Raw genomic sequence first — 17,106 nt, 5'->3', positions numbered from 1 at the left:
TGCCGGAAACGGCGTAACGATCCGGGGAGGCCCCGGTAACAGCCTCCCTGGCAACCTGGTATCAAAAATACGGTGCTTTCCGGGTCACGACTCGAAAGACCGTGCCAGGTGACGGGCAAACTGCTCCGCACCCATGAACCCGATGACGCGGCTGTCCGGCACCTCCCTGCCCTGCCTGAACAGGATGATGCCGGGCGGCCCGAACAGCCCGAACTTCTTCATCAGCGCGCGGTCGTGCTCGTTATTGGCGGTCACATCGGCCTGCAACAGCCGCACGCCCTTCATCCGCGCCGCCACTTCGGGCCTGGAAAACGTGAAACGCTCCATTTCCTTGCACGAAACGCACCAGTCGGCATAAAAATCCAGCATCACGGGACCATCGTGCGCCGCCAGCGTCTGTTCCAGCTCGGCCACGTTGCGGATACGCTGGAACCGTACTTCTCCGCCCTCGTGCGCCGTGGATGCGGTGGCCGAAACGGGCCCGCCGCGCAGATGCGCCAGCGGCTGCAGCACATCCCGCCCCCCGCTCGCGGCACCGAACAGTTCGAACAGCCCGCACGCCAGCAGCACGACCCCCAGCGTCCGTCCCGCATAACCGCGCAACCCGGCCCCGGAAGCAACCGGCTCGAACACGCGCAGGAACACCGCGCAGAGCACGGCAAACGCTCCCCACAGCAGCATGGCGACAGGAACAGGAAACACCGGCATCACCATCCAGATCGCCACCGCGATCAGCAGCAGCCCGAACACCCGCTTGACCTGGTCCATCCAGGCACCGGCGCGCGGCAGCAGGCTGCCGGCCGAGATGCCCGTCACCAGCAGCGGCACGCTCATGCCGGCCGCCATCGAGAACAGCGCCCAGCCGCCCGTCCACACGTCGCGGGTCTGGCTGATGTAGAGCAGCGCGCCCGCCAGCGGCGCGGCCACGCAGGGGCCGACGATCAGCGCCGACAGCGCCCCCATGCCGAACACGCCGGCGGCGCGCCCGCCGCTCATGCGGCCGCTGGTCTCGCTCACCCGGCTCTGCAGGCTGCCGGGCAACTGCAGCTGGTAGACGTCGAACATGGAAAGCGCCAGCGCCACGAGCAAGGCGCCGAACAGCAGCAGCACCCAGGGCTTCTGCAGGGCGCCGGCCAGGCCCTCGCCCGCCAGCCCCGCCGCCACGCCGAGCGCCGTGTAGACGGCAGCCATGCCCAGGCTGTACACCAGCGCCAGCGCAAAGCCCTTGCCGCGCGACACCTGGCCGCCGCCGACGATGATCGACGACAGGATCGGCACCATCGGCAGCACGCAGGGCGTGAACGACAGCAGCAGCCCGAACGCCAGGAAGGCCAGGCCGATGCGCCACGCGCTGCCACTTCGCAGCGTGCGCTGCGCCAGCGAGCTGTCGTCCTCGGGTACGGGCGCATCCGGCACCTTGCCGACAGCGGCGGACGCCGCCGCCACCGGCGCGGCGCCGGCCGGCAGGGCCACCGGCCGCAGCGCGCCGGGCGTGGACGGATCGACCTGGAACGCCACCTCGGCGGGCGGATAGCACAGGCCCTCGTCGGCGCAGCCCTGGTAGCCGACTTTCAGCAGGAACGGCGCCTTCGCGCCCGCCTTCAACGGCAGGTCCGCCACCAGCCGGCCCGCATGGGTTTCCATCTCCTTGTTGAAGTTGGCGTCGAACTTGCGCAGCCCGTCCGGCAAGGCAGGCTGCCCGGTCTGCGGGCTGCCGAAGACGAGGCGTTCGCGATAGAGGTGGTAGCCGGGCGCGATGGCCCATGCCAGGCGCACGGTGCGGTCGCCGCGCAGCTCGGCGCCCACCTGGAACGCCTGTTCGGGCGCCAGGAAATCGTCGGCGGCATGCGCCGCCCGCGAAATGCCGGCTGCGAGCAACAGCAGCACGGCCAGCCACCGGATGATGTGTTTCATGCGTATTCTCCCGATACCTTGTGATGATGCGTGCGGCCCGCGCTGTCGATGGCCAGGTAGCTGACGCCGCTGGCGGCGAGGAAGGGCAGGCCCTCCTCTTCCTTCAGCATGGCGATGGTCGACACGCTGCCGCCCAGCACGGCCAGCGGCGCGAGCACGCTCACCGAGCGCCAGTACGATACCGGCATGCCCGTGCGCGGGTTCAGCACGTGGCAGTAGCGCCGGCCGTCGATCTCGACGAAGCGTTCGTAGTCGCCGCTGGTGGTCAGCGCGCCCTGGCTGACTTCGATGCCGGCCACGGTACCCTCCTCGTCGCGCGGGTCCTGGATGCCGATCAGCCAGGGCTGGCCGTCCGGCTGCGGCCCGGCGAAGCGCATGTCGCCGCCCAGGTTCACGTAGCCGTGCCGCACCCCGTGGCGCATCAGCAGCGTGGCGGCGCGGTCGGCCGCGTATTCCTTGCCGAAGCCGCCGAAGTCGATTTCCATGCCCGGGCGCGGCAGCATGATGCGGTTGCCTTCGCGGCGCACGGCCCGCCAGTCCACCAGCGCCAGCGCCGCCGCGAGCAGCGCGGGGTCGGGCAAGCGGGGCTGGCGAAAATCCCAGGCGCGGCGCAGCACGCCGGAGGTGATGTCGAACAGCCCGCCGCTGGCGTGGTAAAGGTGGTCCGCATAGCCGAGCAGCTGGCAGGTCTCCTCGTCGCACTCCACGAAATCGCGCCCCGCGGCGGCATTGATACGGCCGACGATGCTGTCCCGCCGATAGCGCGAATAGCCCGCTTCGATGCGCTGCACGTCGGCGATGGCGTCCAGCGCCGCCTGCGCCGCGATGCGCGCATCCGGCGCGGCCAGCCGGATCTCGCAGGGGCTGGCCATCGCGCGGAACGGAAACCGGTAAACCCGTTCTACCATTGCCGTGTCACCCCGAACTGGAACATGCGGGCGCGCAGCGGCGCCAGCCCGGGGCTGCCGTCGCCGAACAGGCGCCAGCTGCCGCGCTGTTCGTAGGCCTCCACCTTGAAATCGACGGTCCACCACCTGTTGATGCGGCCCGCCACCTTGATGCCCACCGTCACGGCGCCGAAGCCGGACAGGCGCTGGTCCGCCGACGAGAACCGGCCGCCGCCGCCGGCAAAGCCCGGCGGGAACGGCTCGCCCAGCGCGCTGTCGTACACGGGGTCGTAATAGAAGCGGGCGGCGCGCTGCGTGTACAGGCGCAGTTCCGGCACCACGCTCCAGCCCTCGCCGACCGGGTGCACGTATTCGCCGGACAGCGTGTGCGCGCGTATGCCGTACGAATCGCTGTAATAGCGGTAACCCAGGCGGCTGGTGCCGCCCGTGCCGTCCAGGTGGTGGTTCCAGCGCAGCAGCACGGTGTTCTGCCACCGCGAGCGGGGCCGGTTGTCGAACAGTTTGTAGGGATCGTCGTAGTAACCGCTGCCGTTGGTGCGCGTCAGCGTGACCTGGCCGATGTCGTTCGGCGTCAGCACCCGGGTCACGCCGGCCAGCACGCTCACCGTGCGCCGGCGCTCGTTCTCGACGATATGGTTGACCGGGTCGATGCGGTCCCTGCTGCCGGCCAGGCCGAAGGCCCACGTGGTGTTGTTATCCTCGCTGGACACCGTGCCGTTGACCGACAGCGCGCGCGACACGTAATCGTGCTCGGTCGAATACGCCGCGCTGGCGGTCAGCGTGCCGCGCCGGAAGTAGCGGGTCACGCTGGCGCCCCCCGCCTTGCGGTCGTCCGCCATGCGCGAGGCGCCGGAAACGGCGGTGTGGTAGCGCGGCGTGGCGCCGGACACGTCGTCGGCCGTCAGCGTGCCTTCCAGCGACCATTCTCCCGCGATCGGCGCGACCACGGCAATGGACGGCGAGTGCACGCGGATACGGTCCAGGCCGGGCTGGCGGTCCGCATAATCGAGGTAGCGCAGGCTGATGCTGCCATGCTCGGGCGGTGTCTGCGCGCAGGCCTCCACGCCGGGGAGCAGCAGCGCGGCGGCGAGCAGCGAGGCAGGCAGGGCGAACGCATCGGTGTCACCGTCTGGCTGGATGGGTATCGTCATGTGGTCTCCTCAATTGCAGCCGCAGCCGCCGCCACCCACCCCGGCGCCGCCCGCAGCGCCTTCGCGGCTGGTATAGATATGCTCGGCGAAGCGCGTCTCGAGCGTGTCCGCGCCGAAGGTCATTTCGGGCCTGGCCAGCTTTCCCTTCTCCCAGGGTTGCACGCCGGCGCAGCCCGCCAGCAGCGCGGCAAGGGCGAGCCATCCGAGCGCAATCGTTATGCGTGCCGTCATTTCGGCTCTCCCAGTGCCTGCCGGATCTGTTGTTCCAGGCCGGCGCGATCGGCCGGCTTGAAGCCGGCGTGTTCGAACAGCACCTTGCCGTCCGGCCCCACCAGCACGCTGCTCGGCATGCCCTTGATGCCGTAGGCGCGCGGCGTGGCCCCGGCCGGATCGAACGCGATCGTGAACCGCGCCGGGTTCTCCGCCAGGAACAGGTGGGCATCGCCGGCTTTCGCGTCGAGGTTCACGCCGACGACCTGCAGCCCGCGCGCGCCGTAGCGCGCCTGCATCTCGTTCATCCACGGGAACGACTGGCGGCACGGGCCGCACCACGAGGCCCAGAAATCCACGTACACCAGCTTGCCCCGGAACTGCGCCAGTTGCACCGCGCCCTCCTTGCCGGGCAACTCGAACTGCGGGGCCGCGGCGCCGCGGTCGAGCGCCGATGCGGTGGACGCGCCCAGCACCATCGCCACTCCCGCCAGTGTTGCCGGCAGGCGCGGAACGCCTGCACTCCATGCCATTCGGATCCTCATGCCTGCCTCCCTTGCTTGTTTACTGATTCTTGTACGGACTCTTGTACGGATTCTTGTGCGGATTTGTCCATGGCCCGGCGCCATGCCAGCACGGCGACTGACAGGGCCACCAGCAGGGCCAGCACCGGATCGTTGCCGCTGGTGGCGGCGGAGCACCCGCTGCCGCCGTTGTTCTGCGGTGCCGCCGGCACCTGCACCGCGGGCACCGCGCCCCTGCCGCTCAGCGCCACCGTCAACGGGCTGCCGCCTTCGGCGGCCAGCACCATGCTGCCGCTGGCGTCGCCGCCGACCGTGGGCGCGAAGCGCACCACCAGGTCGCAGGCGGCACCCGGCTGCAACGTGAACGGGAACGCCGCGCAAGCACCGCTGTCGGCCTGCAGGGAGAACGGTCCCGCAAAGGAGGCACCTGTCAGCACGGCGGGATTGCCGCCGCCATTGGTCACGGCAAAGCGGCGCGTCGGCGCGGTGCCGTTCACGTCCGTGCTGCCGAAGTCGAAGGATTGCGGGGACACCGCCAGCATCGGCACCGGCACGGCCACCCCGGTTCCGGCCAGGGCAACCGTGAACTGGCTGCCCCCGTCGGTGACCAGCAGCATCGTCGCTGCACGCTGCCCGGGCGCCGCGGGATGGAAGCCGATGTCGATGGTGCAGTTGCCGCCCGGGCTGACGGTGACGTTGGCGGCGCAGGTACCCGCCAACCTGAAATCGGCAACCGCCGCGCCGTCCAGCACCAGCGAAGCGATCTTCAGCGCCGCCGTGCCGTTGTTCGCCAGCGTGATCGTGCGGGCGGCGGCGCCCTGCCCGACCCGCGTGTCGGCGAATGCCACCGGCCCCGGTTCGGATAGCGCGGGCCTGGCCACCGGCGCGGTCGTGCCGCTGCCGCTGACCGTCACCTGCAGCGCCGCGGCGTTCGATGCCACTGCCAGCGTTGCCGCCGCCGGGCCTTCCGCCTGTGGCGCGAAAGCCAGCGTCACGGTGCAGCCGGCGCCCACGGCCAGCGTCGTGCCGCACGTGTTGCCCGCGATCGTGATGGCGGCCGAGCCCGATACGCCGATGTTGCCCATGGCGAGCGCCACGTTGCCGGTGTTGGCGAGCGTGACGGCCTGGCTGGCGGGCGCGCCGCCGACGGTCTGGGAACCAAATGCCACCGCCGACGGACTGGCGGCGATCGCCGGGGCGGCCGCGGCGACCGTGCCGCCCAGCGCTACCGACACCGTGCCGTTGGAAGCATTGGAAACCAGCGAAAGGCTGCCGCTGAAGGCGCCGCCGGCGGACGCGCTGGCGGTCACGGTCACCGTGCAGCTGCCGCCGGCCGGCACCGGCGAGGCGGTGCCGCAACTGCCGCCCAGCGTGAACAAGCCGGGGTCGGCGCCGCCGACGGCGATACCGGTGAAAGCGAGCGCCGCCTGCCCGGTGTTGTTGACCGTGATCGCCCGCGCGGGCGAAGCGACACCGGCGACCAGCGCCCCGAAGTCGATGGCATTGGCCGACAGCGCGATGGTTGCCTGCGGCACCGCGTTGCCCGTGCCGCTCAGCCCCACCGTGCTGGAACCGCCGGTGGCGTTGTGGGCGATGACCAGCGACGCATCGCGCGTGCCGGCGGCGGAAGGCCGGAAACCGATCTGCACGGTGCAGCTCGCGCCCGCCGCCACCACGGCGCCATTGGCGCAGCTGCCGCCGCTGATCGCATAGTCGCCCGCGGCCGCGCCGGTGAGCGACAGCGCGGCCACGTTCAGCGGCCCGCTGCCGCTGTTGGCGAGCGTGGCGGCGAGCGGGCCGGCCGACTGGCCGAGGGGCGTGGCCGCGAAGCTCAGCGAAGCCGGGCTGACCGAGGCGACGGGGGCGGGAGTCACGCCGGGGTTGCCGATGAACGCGGCCAGGTCCTCGATCTCGGCAGGGGTGAAGCGGCCGTTGTACAGGGCTCCCATGCCGCCCCGGTTGGCCGCGAAGGCCCTGGTGATGACGCCGGGGTTGTTCGCCGCCGCGAGGATGCCGCTGACGTTGTTCGCGGGCGTGGGCCCGTGACAGGACGCGCAGGCCGTGCCGCCGCCGGCCGGGCCGTTCAGGTACAGGTTCCTGCCGTTCAGGGCATCGGCCGCATGCGCATGCGGCGCTCCGGCAAGCAGCGAAAGCAGCAGCGATACCAGCAGGGATATCAACAGACGAGCAGGAGCGAAGGCGCGGCCATGGGAGCGGCCGGGCATGCGAGCGGGACTGCGCAAGGCAATGAGACTGCACAAGGCATTGAGACTGCCATACAAGCCGTTCATAGGACTCCCCGATGTTAACGAACACAGCCCCACAGGGCCAGCGCATTGAAACCGCAGTGCAGCAGCGCGCACAGGCGCCAGTCGCGGCGGCACTGGTAAAGCACCGCCATCGCCAGTCCCGGCGCCAGCACCGGCAGTACCGCGTGCCAGCCGGAACCGAGATGCAGCATGCCGAACGCGGCGGTCGACAATGCGACAGGCACCGCACCGCCCTGCCCCCCATGCAGCCGCCCGCGCCGGATCAGCCATTCCTGCAGTCCGGCCCGCACCACCCACTCCTCCAGCAACGGCGCCAGCAGCAACAGGCGCACCACGGCGGCGGCATCGGGTGCGGCGAGCTGTCCGGTGCAGGCAAGCTGACCGTCAAGGAAATCGTGGAACGGCATGGGCGGTCCAAAGCGAGTGCAACGGCTACCGGCAGCGGTGGCTGCGGTGAAATACGGCAGTAAATCCCTGGCCGGGGCGCATCGGTTCAATGCGATGGGAGAAAAAGTGGAGAAAAATCCGTGCTCCCCTTCCGGGCCTTTCTTATCCCACCTCAACGCCCTCGCCCGCCCGATTCGCTACCGTGCTCATCAAGACCATTCCCAGGAGCAATCATGGCAACCGCATCCCTCCAGAAATCCTGGGCACGCCGGTGGCACGCGCCGGCCCGGCTGCTCGCGCTGGCCGCCACCCTCTTCCTGTCGCTGGGAAAACCCGCGCTGGCCGGCAACGAATTCCGCGACCGCAGTGTGATCGGCAAATGGAAGCTCGTTTCGGTGCTCGATCTCGCCTCGATCGCGTCGCTCGACGAGGAAGATGCCAGGACGCTGCTCGGGAAAATCCTGACGATCAGCGAGGCCGCCGTGCAGGTGGACGAGGAAACCTGCGGCTCGCCGGAATTCTGGGCGGAGCGGATCGTGCCGGAACCCCACATCCAGGAAAAGCTGCATGCGAGTGCCGAACGCCTGCGGCTGCCGAATCCCGCCACCATGATCGAACTCGGCTGCACGGATGTGTATGTCCGCAACCCGAACCAGCTGGTGCTGCTGTGGGGCGGCGTGATGTTCGACGCGATCCGGATCGTTGCCGCGGCCCGGCACAAGCAACCCCTGTCCGGGCAAAAAAAACCGCCAGCCGCAAAGCGGCCGGCGGCAAAAGCCGAACCCGGTAAAGTTCAGGGGGACGGCAGGTCGTCCCCCGCCAAAGCGCGCATCAGAACGCCTGGTTATACCGGACGTAAAAATACCGTTCCAGTGGCAGGTTCGGATCGACGGAAGATCCGGAAGAATCGCCCGAGTAAGTGATGCGCGGCGCCTTGTCGTACAGGTTGTTCACGCCCAGTACGATCTTGCCCTTCCACGCCGTGGCATAGCCCACCGACAGGTCGCTGTAGGTCAGCGAGCCGAGCTTGTTGTAGCCGGTGCCGAACGACGCCACGCCGTCGGGATGCGAGCATTCCACGTCCGTATCCCAGCACTCGTCCTTCACGCCGCTCTGGTACCGCATCGTGTAGGTGGCATTCCAGTTGCCGCGTGCCCAGTCCAGCGAAAGGTTCGACTTCAGCCGGTTGTAGCCATACTCGCCCACGTAGCTGACCCAGTCGGATTCCGTGGTGCTCTTGATCTTGTACGAGTGCACCCACGTGGTATCGGAGCGCAGGTTGACTTGCCCGAGCGCGGAGCGCGGGAAGCGGTACTGCACGCCGAAGTCCAGCCCGGAAGTCTCCAGCGCGCCCAGGTTCAGGTTGCCCCGCGAGAGCGAAGTGATCTGTCCGGTCGAATCCCGCTTGATGTTGTCGCAGAACGATTGCACGCCGTACAGGTAGCACTGCTCCAGCGTGTATTTCACGGTGACGGCGGTGATGCGGTCGTCCACGTGGATCCTGAACCAGTCCAGCGACGTGGTCAGCCCTTTTACGAAGGACGGGCTCCACACCAGGCCCAGCGTCTTCGTCGTCGCGGTTTCCGGGCGCAGGCTGGTGTTGCCCACGCCGGTGTCGAACGCGTATGGCGTCTGCGAGCCGCCCGTGCTGGTGACGAAGGCGCCGGTGGCGTTCACCTGGCGGAAGCCCGACGGCACGCCGGCCGCGGCGCAACTGGCCGCCACGCCGCCGTTCGTGGCGGCCTGGCCGTAGCGGCTGTCGCAGATGTCCAGGTAGGTGTCGTACGACTGCGAGCCGCCGCCGAACGTGTCGCCCAGCGCCGGCGCGCGGAAGCCTTGCGCGTAGGTGCCGCGCGCCAGCACGTCGTCCACCGGCTTCCACGTGAACGACGCCTTGCTGTTGGTGGTGCTGCCGAAGTTGCTGTAATCCGAGTAGCGCGACGCCAGGTCCAGCGACAGCGACTTCACCAGGAAGACGTCTTTCAGCAGCGGCACATTGGCCTCCACATAGGCTTCGCGCACCGTGTACTTGCCCGTCGTGGTGTACGACGCCAGGTCCGTCGAATAGCCCGATTGCTCGAACTGGCCCGGCTCGTCGTAGCCGCTCACGGAACGGTGCTCCAGCCCCGCCGCCACGGCCACCACGCCCGCCGGCAGCGTGAACAGTTCGCCGGTGAGGTTGGCGGTGGCGCTGTTGGTGGTGCTGCCGTAGGTGCCCTGCCCCACGGACATGATGTAGTCCAGCCCCGCCTGCGTCGAGGCGCCCGGCCCGCCGAGAATGTCGAACGGCACGCATTGCGACAGCGGGATCGGATTGGCCGCGGTGCCGCATTGCACCACGCCGGACGCATTCATGAACGATGCGCCCAGCGCGTTCTTCAGGTTGATCAGGTTGATGTTGCCGGTGCTGCGCGTGGTGCCGCGCACCTGGCTGTGGTTGTAGCCCACGTCCCAGTTCCACTTGCGCCCCATGGCGTTGAACGCGCCGGCCAGCGTGGAATCGATGTGCAGCGTCTGGTTCCTGTTTTCCGTGACGCGCGGCACTTCGGTCAGGCGGCGGTAGAAGAACAGGTCCTGGCCGTTGCCTTCGCCGAGCGCCGCGTTGCCGTAGGGGTTGTAGTAGCTGTCCGCATCCACGTAGACCGGGTAGTTCGATTTCGTCAGGCTGTTCAACGGATAGCCGGCGTTCTGCGTGCTGGATGTGCGCTCGGCGAACATCGCCGTCGTCGAGAAGTGCATGTCGTACGGCAGCTCGAGCGTACCCTTCGTGAAGATCGACGTCAGCCGCACCGGCGACTGGAACATCATCTGCTGCGTGGAGTTGTACTTGTCGTCGGCATTGGTGGACACGTAGTCGTGGTAGCTGGCGATATCGTTCGACGCGCTGCCCGTGCCGGGATTCGTCCACGAGCCGGTATGGTCCAGGTACTTGTTGAAGCCCCCTGCCGCGGCCGATGTGACGGCGGCGCCGGTCGGCCCCACCGCGGCGATGCGGCCGAATTCGCCGACGCCCAGGCCATCCGTGGCGTGCGCCGGCCCGTAGCTGGTGGACGTGATCGCGCGATCCTTCGCCCATACCGTGCCCTGGCTGCTGTGCGTCAGGCCGAACATCAGCGAGCCCTTGTCGCCGTTCACGCCGTAGGACAGCGAAAAGTCCTCGTTGTCGCCGTCGCCGGCCTTGTTCTGCCCCTTGTAGATCGACAGCTGGCCGCCTTCCAGGCGCTTTTTCAGGATGATGTTGACCACGCCGGCGATCGCATCGGAGCCGTAGATCGCCGAGGCGCCATCCTTCAGTACCTCGATGCGCTCGATCATCGAGCTGGGCACGGTGGAAAGGTCGGTGTAGCCATCCACCGTCTGCGTCCAGCGCTTGCCGTCGACCAGCACCAGCAGGCGTTCCGAACCGAGATTGCGCATGTCGATGAACTGGCCGCCCATTTCGCGGTTCGACGTCAGCGTGGCGCCCTTGCTGAAGGCCGGCGGCGCGGCGGCCGTGAGCTGGTTCAGGATATCGCCGACGGTGACGAGGCCGGTGGCCTGGATCTGCTCGGCCGTCACTTTCAGCACGGGTTGCGCGGTTTCCAGGTCGACCTGGCGGATACGCGAGCCGGTGACTTCGACGCGAGCCGGTGTGTCGCCGGCAGCCTGCTGCGCGAACGCGGCCAGTGCCGGCAAGGCCAGCGCGACGGCCGCGGCAATCTTGGTGGGTTGATGCATGGACTTCTCCGATGAGTGCTTGTTGTCCCTTATGGGTGCCTTGTGAAACCCTGCCGACAAGATTGTTGCCCTGCCAACAGGATTGCCATCAGATCACTTGCACATCGATAGCGTCAACGCGGTCCAAACGCGCTTTCGCTGTCCACGCCACACGACGTACTTTTACACCTGTAACCCCGGCGGCAAGCCGGGTAGCCGGGGTACTCCTCAAGCGTTACGAGACGCGTTATCCGGCAGTGGAAGCCAACAGGTTCAAGGCAAGCCATGTAAGACGGCGTAAAGCAACATACGTAACCAGTTACAAATCAGGCACCGGCAAAAAATCGATAGGGGAAACTGCGTATTGCCGGAACGCCAACAAAAAGAATTCTCTTGAATGAGCCCTTGAAATAGCGCAAACTCCTTCCATATACCATCCACTTGGATGGCTCATAGATGTTATGGAGTGCATATGCCGGACCTGAAGCTTCGCCCCGCCGATTCGGAAAAGATCACGATCAACCTGTTCCCTGTCGATCTGGGACAGATCGACCTGCTGGTGCAGCAGGGGTTCTATGCGAACCGCTCGGACCTGATCCGCACCGCGATCCGCAACCAGCTGAACCAGCATGCGGACGTGGTACGGCAAACGGTGGAGCGCAACCAGTTCGTGCTCGGCCTGCAGCAGTTCGCGGCCGCCGACCTGGAAGCCGTTCGCGCCACGGGAGAGATGCTCAATATCCGTGTGCTGGGCCTGGCGACGATCGCGCCGGATGTCTCGCCCGAACTGGCCGTGGCCACCATTCAGTCGATCGCCGTGCTGGGCGCGCTGCATGCGAGCCCGGCCGTGAAAGCGGCACTGGCTGGCCGCATCAGCTGACCGGCCAGGCCTGTTTGCTACCAGAATTACCAATTCTTCGACGGCTCCGGCCGTCCCACGCACCACCCTTGATGGAAGGTGAAATGATGAAATTCGATGCCCAACTGATGGCCCGCCTGCAGGCAGCCACGCAACTGATGATGAAGGACGGCCCCGTGGCCGCCACCGCCGCGATCCAGCGTGCCCTGGCCGGCGGGGAAGCGCCGGCCGCCGATGTGCACACCGAAAATGTGCACACCGAAAATGTGCGCGCCGACAATGTGCACGCAGCCCCTGCCGCGCACCCGCCGGGCGCCACGATGAAAGACCTGAACGCGCCACCCGAGCCTGCCCGTGCCGGCACGGCACCGCGCATGCGCAAGGCCGCGCCGAAGCGTGCCGCCGGCTCCCCGTCTTCCGCCGGGGCCAAACCCGAGGCCAAGCCGTACACGGCCAATGCCTCGGCGCAGGCCGCCGGAGACACGCCGTTCAACGGCAAAGGCGGCGCCACGGCCATGCCCGGCATCGCCGAGCTGCTGGCCAAGGCCGGCATCGCGCTGCCGGAAGGGTTCAAGGGCGGCATGCCCGACGGCCTGAAAGGACTGCAGGGCCTGCAGGGCGGCCTTCCCGAAGGCCTGCTGGACGGCCTGCAGAATGGCTTGCCTGAAGGACTGCTTGAAAAACTGAAAAGCGGCAAGCTGCCCGGTGCCCGCAAGCGCACGCCGGCCGCCCCGCTGCCGGAAGGCGCCCGTTTCGACAGCGCCAGCTTCACCTGCCAGGCGGGCACCCGCGGCTACAAGCTGTATGTGCCGAGCAATTACAAGGAAACCGGAGCGCCGGTGCCGCTGGTTGTGATGCTGCACGGCTGCACCCAGGACCCGGACGACTTCGCCGCCGGCACGCGCATGAACGCGGTGGCGGAGGAAACGGGCTGCATCGTCGCTTACCCGTGCCAGTCCATGCAGGCCAACAGCTCGAAATGCTGGAACTGGTTCAGCGCCGCCGACCAGCAGCGCGACCGCGGCGAACCGGCGATCATCGCCGGCATCGCCCGGCAGGTGATGGCCGACCACAGGATCGATCCGGCGCGTGTCAGCATCGCCGGCCTGTCGGCGGGCGGCGCGATGGCGGTCATCGTCGCGGCACTGTACCCGGACCTGTTCAACGCGGCCGGCGTGCACTCCGGCCTGCCGATCGGCAGCGCCAGCGACCTGCCCTCGGCATTGCAGGCCATGCAGCAGGGCGCGAAGGGAGGCGGCCAGCCGGTATCGAGCCCGCCATTGATCGTGTTCCATGGCGACAAGGATCACACCGTCAATCCGAAGAACGGTACCGACGTGCTGCAACACGGACTGGCGGGCCATGACGCCGGCTCGCCCGAGGTCGAACGGACCAAGGCGCCGGGCGGGCGCAAGTACACCCGCTCGATCCACCGCCACGCGGACGGCCGGGTGCTGGCCGAACACTGGGAACTGCACGGCGGCGGCCATGCCTGGGCCGGCGGCAGCGCCAGCGGCAGCTACACGGACCCGACCGGGCCCGATGCCAGCCGCGCGATGGTGCAATTCTTCGAGTCGGTGGCGAAAACGGGCACGGTGCAGGCGGCATGACCGTGAAATAACCGCGCGGCGGCGACGGGATAAGCCCGCAGTGGCCGCGTAGTAACCTGCTGGCAACAGTGCGAGCCGCCGGGGCAACCTCCGGCGGCTTCGTCGTCTATAATCGTGGTTTGTCGCCCGTCCTCCACAAGAAATATGGCAATCACGATCAAGACCCCCGAAGACATCGAAGGCATGCGCATCGCCGGCCGCCTCGGCTCCGAAGTCCTCGACTACATCACCCCGTTCGTCAAGCCCGGCGTCACCACCGGCGAGCTCGACCGCCTGTGCCACGAGTACATGACGAATGTGCAAGGCACCGTGCCCGCGCCGCTGAACTACGCGCCGCCCGGCTACACGCCCTACCCGAAGGCGATCTGCACGTCCGTCAACGACGTGATCTGCCACGGCATTCCCGGCGACAAGGTGCTGAAGAGCGGCGACGTGGTGAACCTGGATATCACCATCATCACCAAGGATGGCTACCACGGCGACAACAGCCGCATGTTCTACATCGGCGAGCCGTCGATCCTGGCGCGGCGCCTGACCGACGTCACCTATGAATGCATGTGGCTGGGCATCGAGAAGGTGCGCCCCGGCGCGTTCTTCGGCGATATCGGCCATGCGATCCAGGTGCACGCCGAGAAGGCCGGCTACAGCGTGGTGCGCGAGTTCTGTGGCCACGGCATCGGCAAGGTGTTCCATGAGGAGCCGCAGGTGCTTCACTACGGCAAGCCGGGCAGCGGCGAGGAACTGAAACCGGGCATGATCTTCACGATCGAACCGATGATCAACGCCGGCCGGCGCGAAATCCGCGAAATGGGCGACGGCTGGACGATCAAGACGAAGGACCGCAGCCTCTCCGCCCAGTGGGAGCACATGGTGCTCGTGACCGAAACCGGCTACGAAGTGCTGACGCTGTCGGCCGGTTCGCCGCCGCCGCCGGCATTCGTTGCCAACAACGGCAGCGGCGCCAAGGCCGCGGCCTGACACGATGTCTTCCCTCGCGATGAACAGCGATCCCCGCGAACAGCTGCGCGGTTCCCTCAAGCTGCGGTTGAAGTCCGACCGCCAGCTGGTGATCGCCCGGTTCCGCGAGGACGGCATGCCGGAAAAACTGCTGCGCAACCTGCGCCACAGCGTGGACGAGGTGCTCACGCAGGCGTGGAACGCCGCCGGCCTGCCGGCGCAGAGCGCGCTGGTGGCCGTGGGCGGCTATGGCCGCGGCGAACTGTTCCCGTATTCCGACGTCGATGTGCTGATCCTGCTGCACCAGGCGCCGGACGAGGATACCCGCCACCGCCTCGAGGAACTGGTGCAGCTGCTGTGGGACCTGGGCCTGGAAATCGGCTCCGCGATCCGCACGGTGGAGGAATGCCTGACCGAATCGAAGGCCGACATCACGGTGCAGACCAGCCTGCTGGAAGCGCGCCTCGTCACCGGCAACGCCGACCTGTTCGCCCGCCTGGAACGCGAATACGACGCGGCGATGGACCCGCAGGCGTTCTTCCATGCGAAGACCAGCGAGATGCGGCAGCGCCACGCCAAGTATGAAGACACGGCCTTCAGCCTGGAACCGAACTGCAAGGAAAGCCCCGGCGGCCTGCGCGACCTGCAGGTGATCCTGTGGGTGGCCAAGGCGGCGGGCCTGGCCAGCTCGTGGCGCACGCTGGCCACGCGCGGCCTGATCACGCAGACCGAGGCGCGCCAGCTGATGGAAAAGGAGCGCGCCTTCAAGGATATCCGCGTGCGCCTGCACCTGCATGCCGGCCGGCGCGAAGACCGCCTGGTGTTCGACGTGCAGACGGCGATCGCCGAAAGCCTCGGCCTGCAGACCACCGGCACCGGCGTGCACATGCGCCGCGCCAGCGAATACCTGATGCAGCGCTACTACTGGGCCGCCAAGACGGTGGTGCAGCTGAACACGATCCTGCTGCAGAACATCGAGGCGATGCTGTTCCCGCAGGGTTGCGACACGCACCCGATCAACGAGCGCTTCAACGAAGTGAACGGCTTCATCGACATCGCCAGCGACGATGTGTTCGAAACCACGCCTTCGGCGATCCTCGAGGTGTTCGTGCTGATGACGGAACGCCCGGCCCTGAAAGGCATCACGGCCCGCGCCACGCGCGCGCTGTGGCACGAGCGTTTCAAGATCGACGCGGCGTTCCGCGCCGATCCCGTCAACCGCGCCTACTTCCTGCGCATCCTGCAGGCGCCTTCCGGCATCATCCACGCGCTGCGCCGGATGAACGAGCTGTCGATCCTGGGCCGCTACCTGCCGAACTTCCGCAAGATCGTGGGCCAGATGCAGCACGACCTGTTCCACGTCTACACGGTGGACCAGCATATCCTGATGGTGGTGCGCAACATGCGCCGCTTCACGATGACGGAGCACGCGCACGAATACCCGTACTGCAGCCAGCTGATGGCGAACTACCCGCAGCACTGGCTGCTGTACGTGGCCGCGCTGTTCCACGACATCGCCAAGGGCCGCGGCGGCGACCACTCGAAGCTCGGCGTGGCCGACGCGGTGCAGTTCTGCCAGGACCACGGCATGAGCGCCGACGAGACGGAGCTGGTGGCCTTCCTCGTCGAGCAGCACCTGCTGATGTCGACGGTGGCGCAGAAGCAGGACCTGTCCGATCCGGACGTGATCGAAGCGTTCGCCAAGGCGGTGCGCGACGAACGGCACCTGACGGGCCTGTACCTGCTGACCGTGTGCGACATCCGCGGTACCAGCCCGAAGGTGTGGAACGCCTGGAAGGCCAAGCTGCTGGAAGACCTGTACAGGATGACGCTGCGCGTGCTGGGCGGCGAACCGCATTCGGCCGACCGCGAGCTGAAGAACCGCCAGCACGAGGCGCTGGCCACGCTGCGGCTGTATGGCCTGCCGCCGTCGGCGCACGAGGAACTGTGGAAGCAGCTCGACATGGCGTATTTCCTGCGCCACGACGCCTCCGACATCGCCTGGCAGACGCGCGCGCTGTACGACCGGCTGGGCAGCGAGAAGCCGGTGGTGAAGTGCCGGCTGGCGCCGATCGGCGAAGGGCTGCAGATCGCCGTCTACGTCAAGGACCAGCCGGACCTGTTCGCCCGCATCTGCGGCTACTTCGACCGCAAGAATTTCTCCATCCTGGATGCGAAGATCCACACCACGAAGCACGGCTACGCGCTCGACACGTTCCTGGTTACCGAGCAGAGCTTCGCCAAGAGCTACCGCGACATCATCAGCCTGATCGAGCACGAACTGTGCGACCTGCTGCAGACGCAGGCGCCGATGCAGCCGCCGGTGCGCGGCCGGCTGTCGCGCCTGTCACGCACGTTCCCGATCCAGCCGACCGTGGACCTGCGCCCCGACGAGCGTGGCCAGTACTACCTGCTGTCGGTGACGGCGAACGACCGCACCGGCCTGCTCTATTCGATCGCCAACGTGCTGACGAAATACCGTGTGAACCTGCACACCGCCAAGGTGATGACCCTTGGCGAGCGCGTGGAAGACGTGTTCATCGTGGACGGCCAGTCGCTGTCCTCGGCGCGCACGCAGATCCAGCTTGAAACCGATTTACTGGAAGCCTTGAAAGTCTGA

At 67.6% G+C, this 17,106-nt stretch carries 12 protein-coding genes and 1 pseudogene; 5 read left to right on the top strand and 8 right to left on the bottom strand.

Features of this window, described 5'->3' with window-relative positions; genetic code table 11:
• Positions 1–84: 84 nt before the first annotated feature.
• From dsbD to mrtJ, 7 genes are all read right to left on the bottom strand, one after another.
• Entirely contained in the window at positions 85–1,914 is a 1,830-nt protein-coding gene (gene dsbD / locus GJV26_RS25360) for a protein-disulfide reductase DsbD (RefSeq protein ID WP_155711404.1), read from the bottom strand.
• Entirely contained in the window at positions 1,911–2,822 is a 912-nt protein-coding gene (locus GJV26_RS25355; protein ID WP_155711403.1) for an FAD:protein FMN transferase, read from the bottom strand. Before GJV26_RS25355 ends, dsbD begins: the two co-directional genes overlap by 4 nt.
• On the bottom strand, positions 2,816–3,973 hold the full coding sequence (locus tag GJV26_RS25350) for a DUF3570 domain-containing protein (protein ID WP_155711402.1): 1,158 nt from the start codon (positions 3,971–3,973) through the stop codon (positions 2,816–2,818). The genes GJV26_RS25355 and GJV26_RS25350 overlap by 7 nt, the downstream gene beginning before the upstream one ends.
• 9 nt (positions 3,974–3,982) lie before the next feature.
• A complete protein-coding gene (locus tag GJV26_RS25345) occupies positions 3,983–4,204 on the bottom strand; it encodes a DUF4266 domain-containing protein (RefSeq protein ID WP_155711401.1) in 222 nt (73 codons plus the stop codon).
• Positions 4,201–4,716: a TlpA family protein disulfide reductase gene (locus GJV26_RS25340; RefSeq protein ID WP_155711400.1), complete on the bottom strand. Its 516-nt coding sequence runs from the start codon at positions 4,714–4,716 to the stop codon at positions 4,201–4,203. The genes GJV26_RS25345 and GJV26_RS25340 overlap by 4 nt, the downstream gene beginning before the upstream one ends.
• An 8-nt stretch (positions 4,717–4,724) precedes the next feature.
• Complete coding sequence (locus tag GJV26_RS25335; RefSeq protein WP_155711399.1) at positions 4,725–6,932, bottom strand: choice-of-anchor D domain-containing protein; 2,208 nt, start codon at positions 6,930–6,932, stop codon at positions 4,725–4,727.
• A gap of 80 nt (positions 6,933–7,012) precedes the next feature.
• Positions 7,013–7,384, bottom strand: a complete 372-nt coding sequence (gene mrtJ / locus GJV26_RS25330; RefSeq protein WP_155711398.1) for a JDVT-CTERM system glutamic-type intramembrane protease MrtJ — start codon at positions 7,382–7,384, stop codon at positions 7,013–7,015.
• A gap of 213 nt (positions 7,385–7,597) precedes the next feature.
• On the opposite strand from mrtJ, the gene GJV26_RS25325 reads away from it, so the two are divergent.
• Complete coding sequence (locus GJV26_RS25325; RefSeq protein WP_155711397.1) at positions 7,598–8,287, top strand: hypothetical protein; 690 nt, start codon at positions 7,598–7,600, stop codon at positions 8,285–8,287.
• On the opposite strand, the gene GJV26_RS25320 is transcribed toward GJV26_RS25325, so the two are convergent.
• On the bottom strand, positions 8,196–11,081 hold the full coding sequence (locus GJV26_RS25320; protein WP_155711396.1) for a TonB-dependent receptor domain-containing protein: 2,886 nt from the start codon (positions 11,079–11,081) through the stop codon (positions 8,196–8,198). The two genes, GJV26_RS25325 and GJV26_RS25320, sit on opposite strands and share 92 nt — an antisense overlap.
• Before the next feature lie 451 nt (positions 11,082–11,532).
• Here GJV26_RS25320 and GJV26_RS25315 point away from each other — a divergent pair, with 451 nt between their 5' ends.
• The 4 genes and pseudogenes from GJV26_RS25315 (at position 11,533) to GJV26_RS25300 (ending at position 17,106) form a co-directional block, all read left to right on the top strand.
• The gene (locus GJV26_RS25315; protein ID WP_216643160.1) at positions 11,533–11,940 is read left to right on the top strand and encodes a ribbon-helix-helix domain-containing protein; all 408 of its coding nucleotides are present in this window, start codon (positions 11,533–11,535) and stop codon (positions 11,938–11,940) included.
• Positions 11,941–12,023: 83 nt separating this feature from the next.
• Positions 12,024–13,529 (top strand): extracellular catalytic domain type 1 short-chain-length polyhydroxyalkanoate depolymerase, encoded by a 1,506-nt coding sequence (locus GJV26_RS25310; protein ID WP_229419446.1) that lies wholly within the window; start codon positions 12,024–12,026, stop codon positions 13,527–13,529.
• 72 nt (positions 13,530–13,601) lie between these two features.
• A pseudogene (gene map, locus GJV26_RS25305) lies at positions 13,602–14,507 on the top strand (type I methionyl aminopeptidase); the annotation flags it as partial.
• A 4-nt stretch (positions 14,508–14,511) separates the two neighbouring features.
• Positions 14,512–17,106 (top strand): [protein-PII] uridylyltransferase, encoded by a 2,595-nt coding sequence (locus tag GJV26_RS25300; RefSeq protein WP_155711394.1) that lies wholly within the window; start codon positions 14,512–14,514, stop codon positions 17,104–17,106.

The sequence above is a fragment of the Pseudoduganella dura genome, assembly GCF_009727155.1.
GTDB classification, from domain to species: Bacteria; Pseudomonadota; Gammaproteobacteria; order Burkholderiales; family Burkholderiaceae_D; genus Rugamonas; species Rugamonas dura.
The sequence above is the reverse complement of the archived record's forward strand: the minus strand, read 5'-3'. Positions and strand labels throughout refer to the sequence as shown.

Coding starts and splice junctions, on each gene's coding strand:
- dsbD (WP_155711404.1), bottom strand. CDS start 1,914: ATGAAACACATCATCCGGTGGCTGGCCGTGCTGCTGTTGCTCGCAGCC.
- GJV26_RS25355 (WP_155711403.1), bottom strand. CDS start 2,822: ATGGTAGAACGGGTTTACCGGTTTCCGTTCCGCGCGATGGCCAGCCCC.
- GJV26_RS25350 (WP_155711402.1), bottom strand. CDS start 3,973: ATGACGATACCCATCCAGCCAGACGGTGACACCGATGCGTTCGCCCTG.
- GJV26_RS25345 (WP_155711401.1), bottom strand. CDS start 4,204: ATGACGGCACGCATAACGATTGCGCTCGGATGGCTCGCCCTTGCCGCG.
- GJV26_RS25340 (WP_155711400.1), bottom strand. CDS start 4,716: ATGGCATGGAGTGCAGGCGTTCCGCGCCTGCCGGCAACACTGGCGGGA.
- GJV26_RS25335 (WP_155711399.1), bottom strand. CDS start 6,932: ATGCCCGGCCGCTCCCATGGCCGCGCCTTCGCTCCTGCTCGTCTGTTG.
- mrtJ (WP_155711398.1), bottom strand. CDS start 7,384: ATGCCGTTCCACGATTTCCTTGACGGTCAGCTTGCCTGCACCGGACAG.
- GJV26_RS25325 (WP_155711397.1), top strand. CDS start 7,598: ATGGCAACCGCATCCCTCCAGAAATCCTGGGCACGCCGGTGGCACGCG.
- GJV26_RS25320 (WP_155711396.1), bottom strand. CDS start 11,081: ATGCATCAACCCACCAAGATTGCCGCGGCCGTCGCGCTGGCCTTGCCG.
- GJV26_RS25315 (WP_216643160.1), top strand. CDS start 11,533: ATGCCGGACCTGAAGCTTCGCCCCGCCGATTCGGAAAAGATCACGATC.
- GJV26_RS25310 (WP_229419446.1), top strand. CDS start 12,024: ATGATGAAATTCGATGCCCAACTGATGGCCCGCCTGCAGGCAGCCACG.
- GJV26_RS25300 (WP_155711394.1), top strand. CDS start 14,512: ATGTCTTCCCTCGCGATGAACAGCGATCCCCGCGAACAGCTGCGCGGT.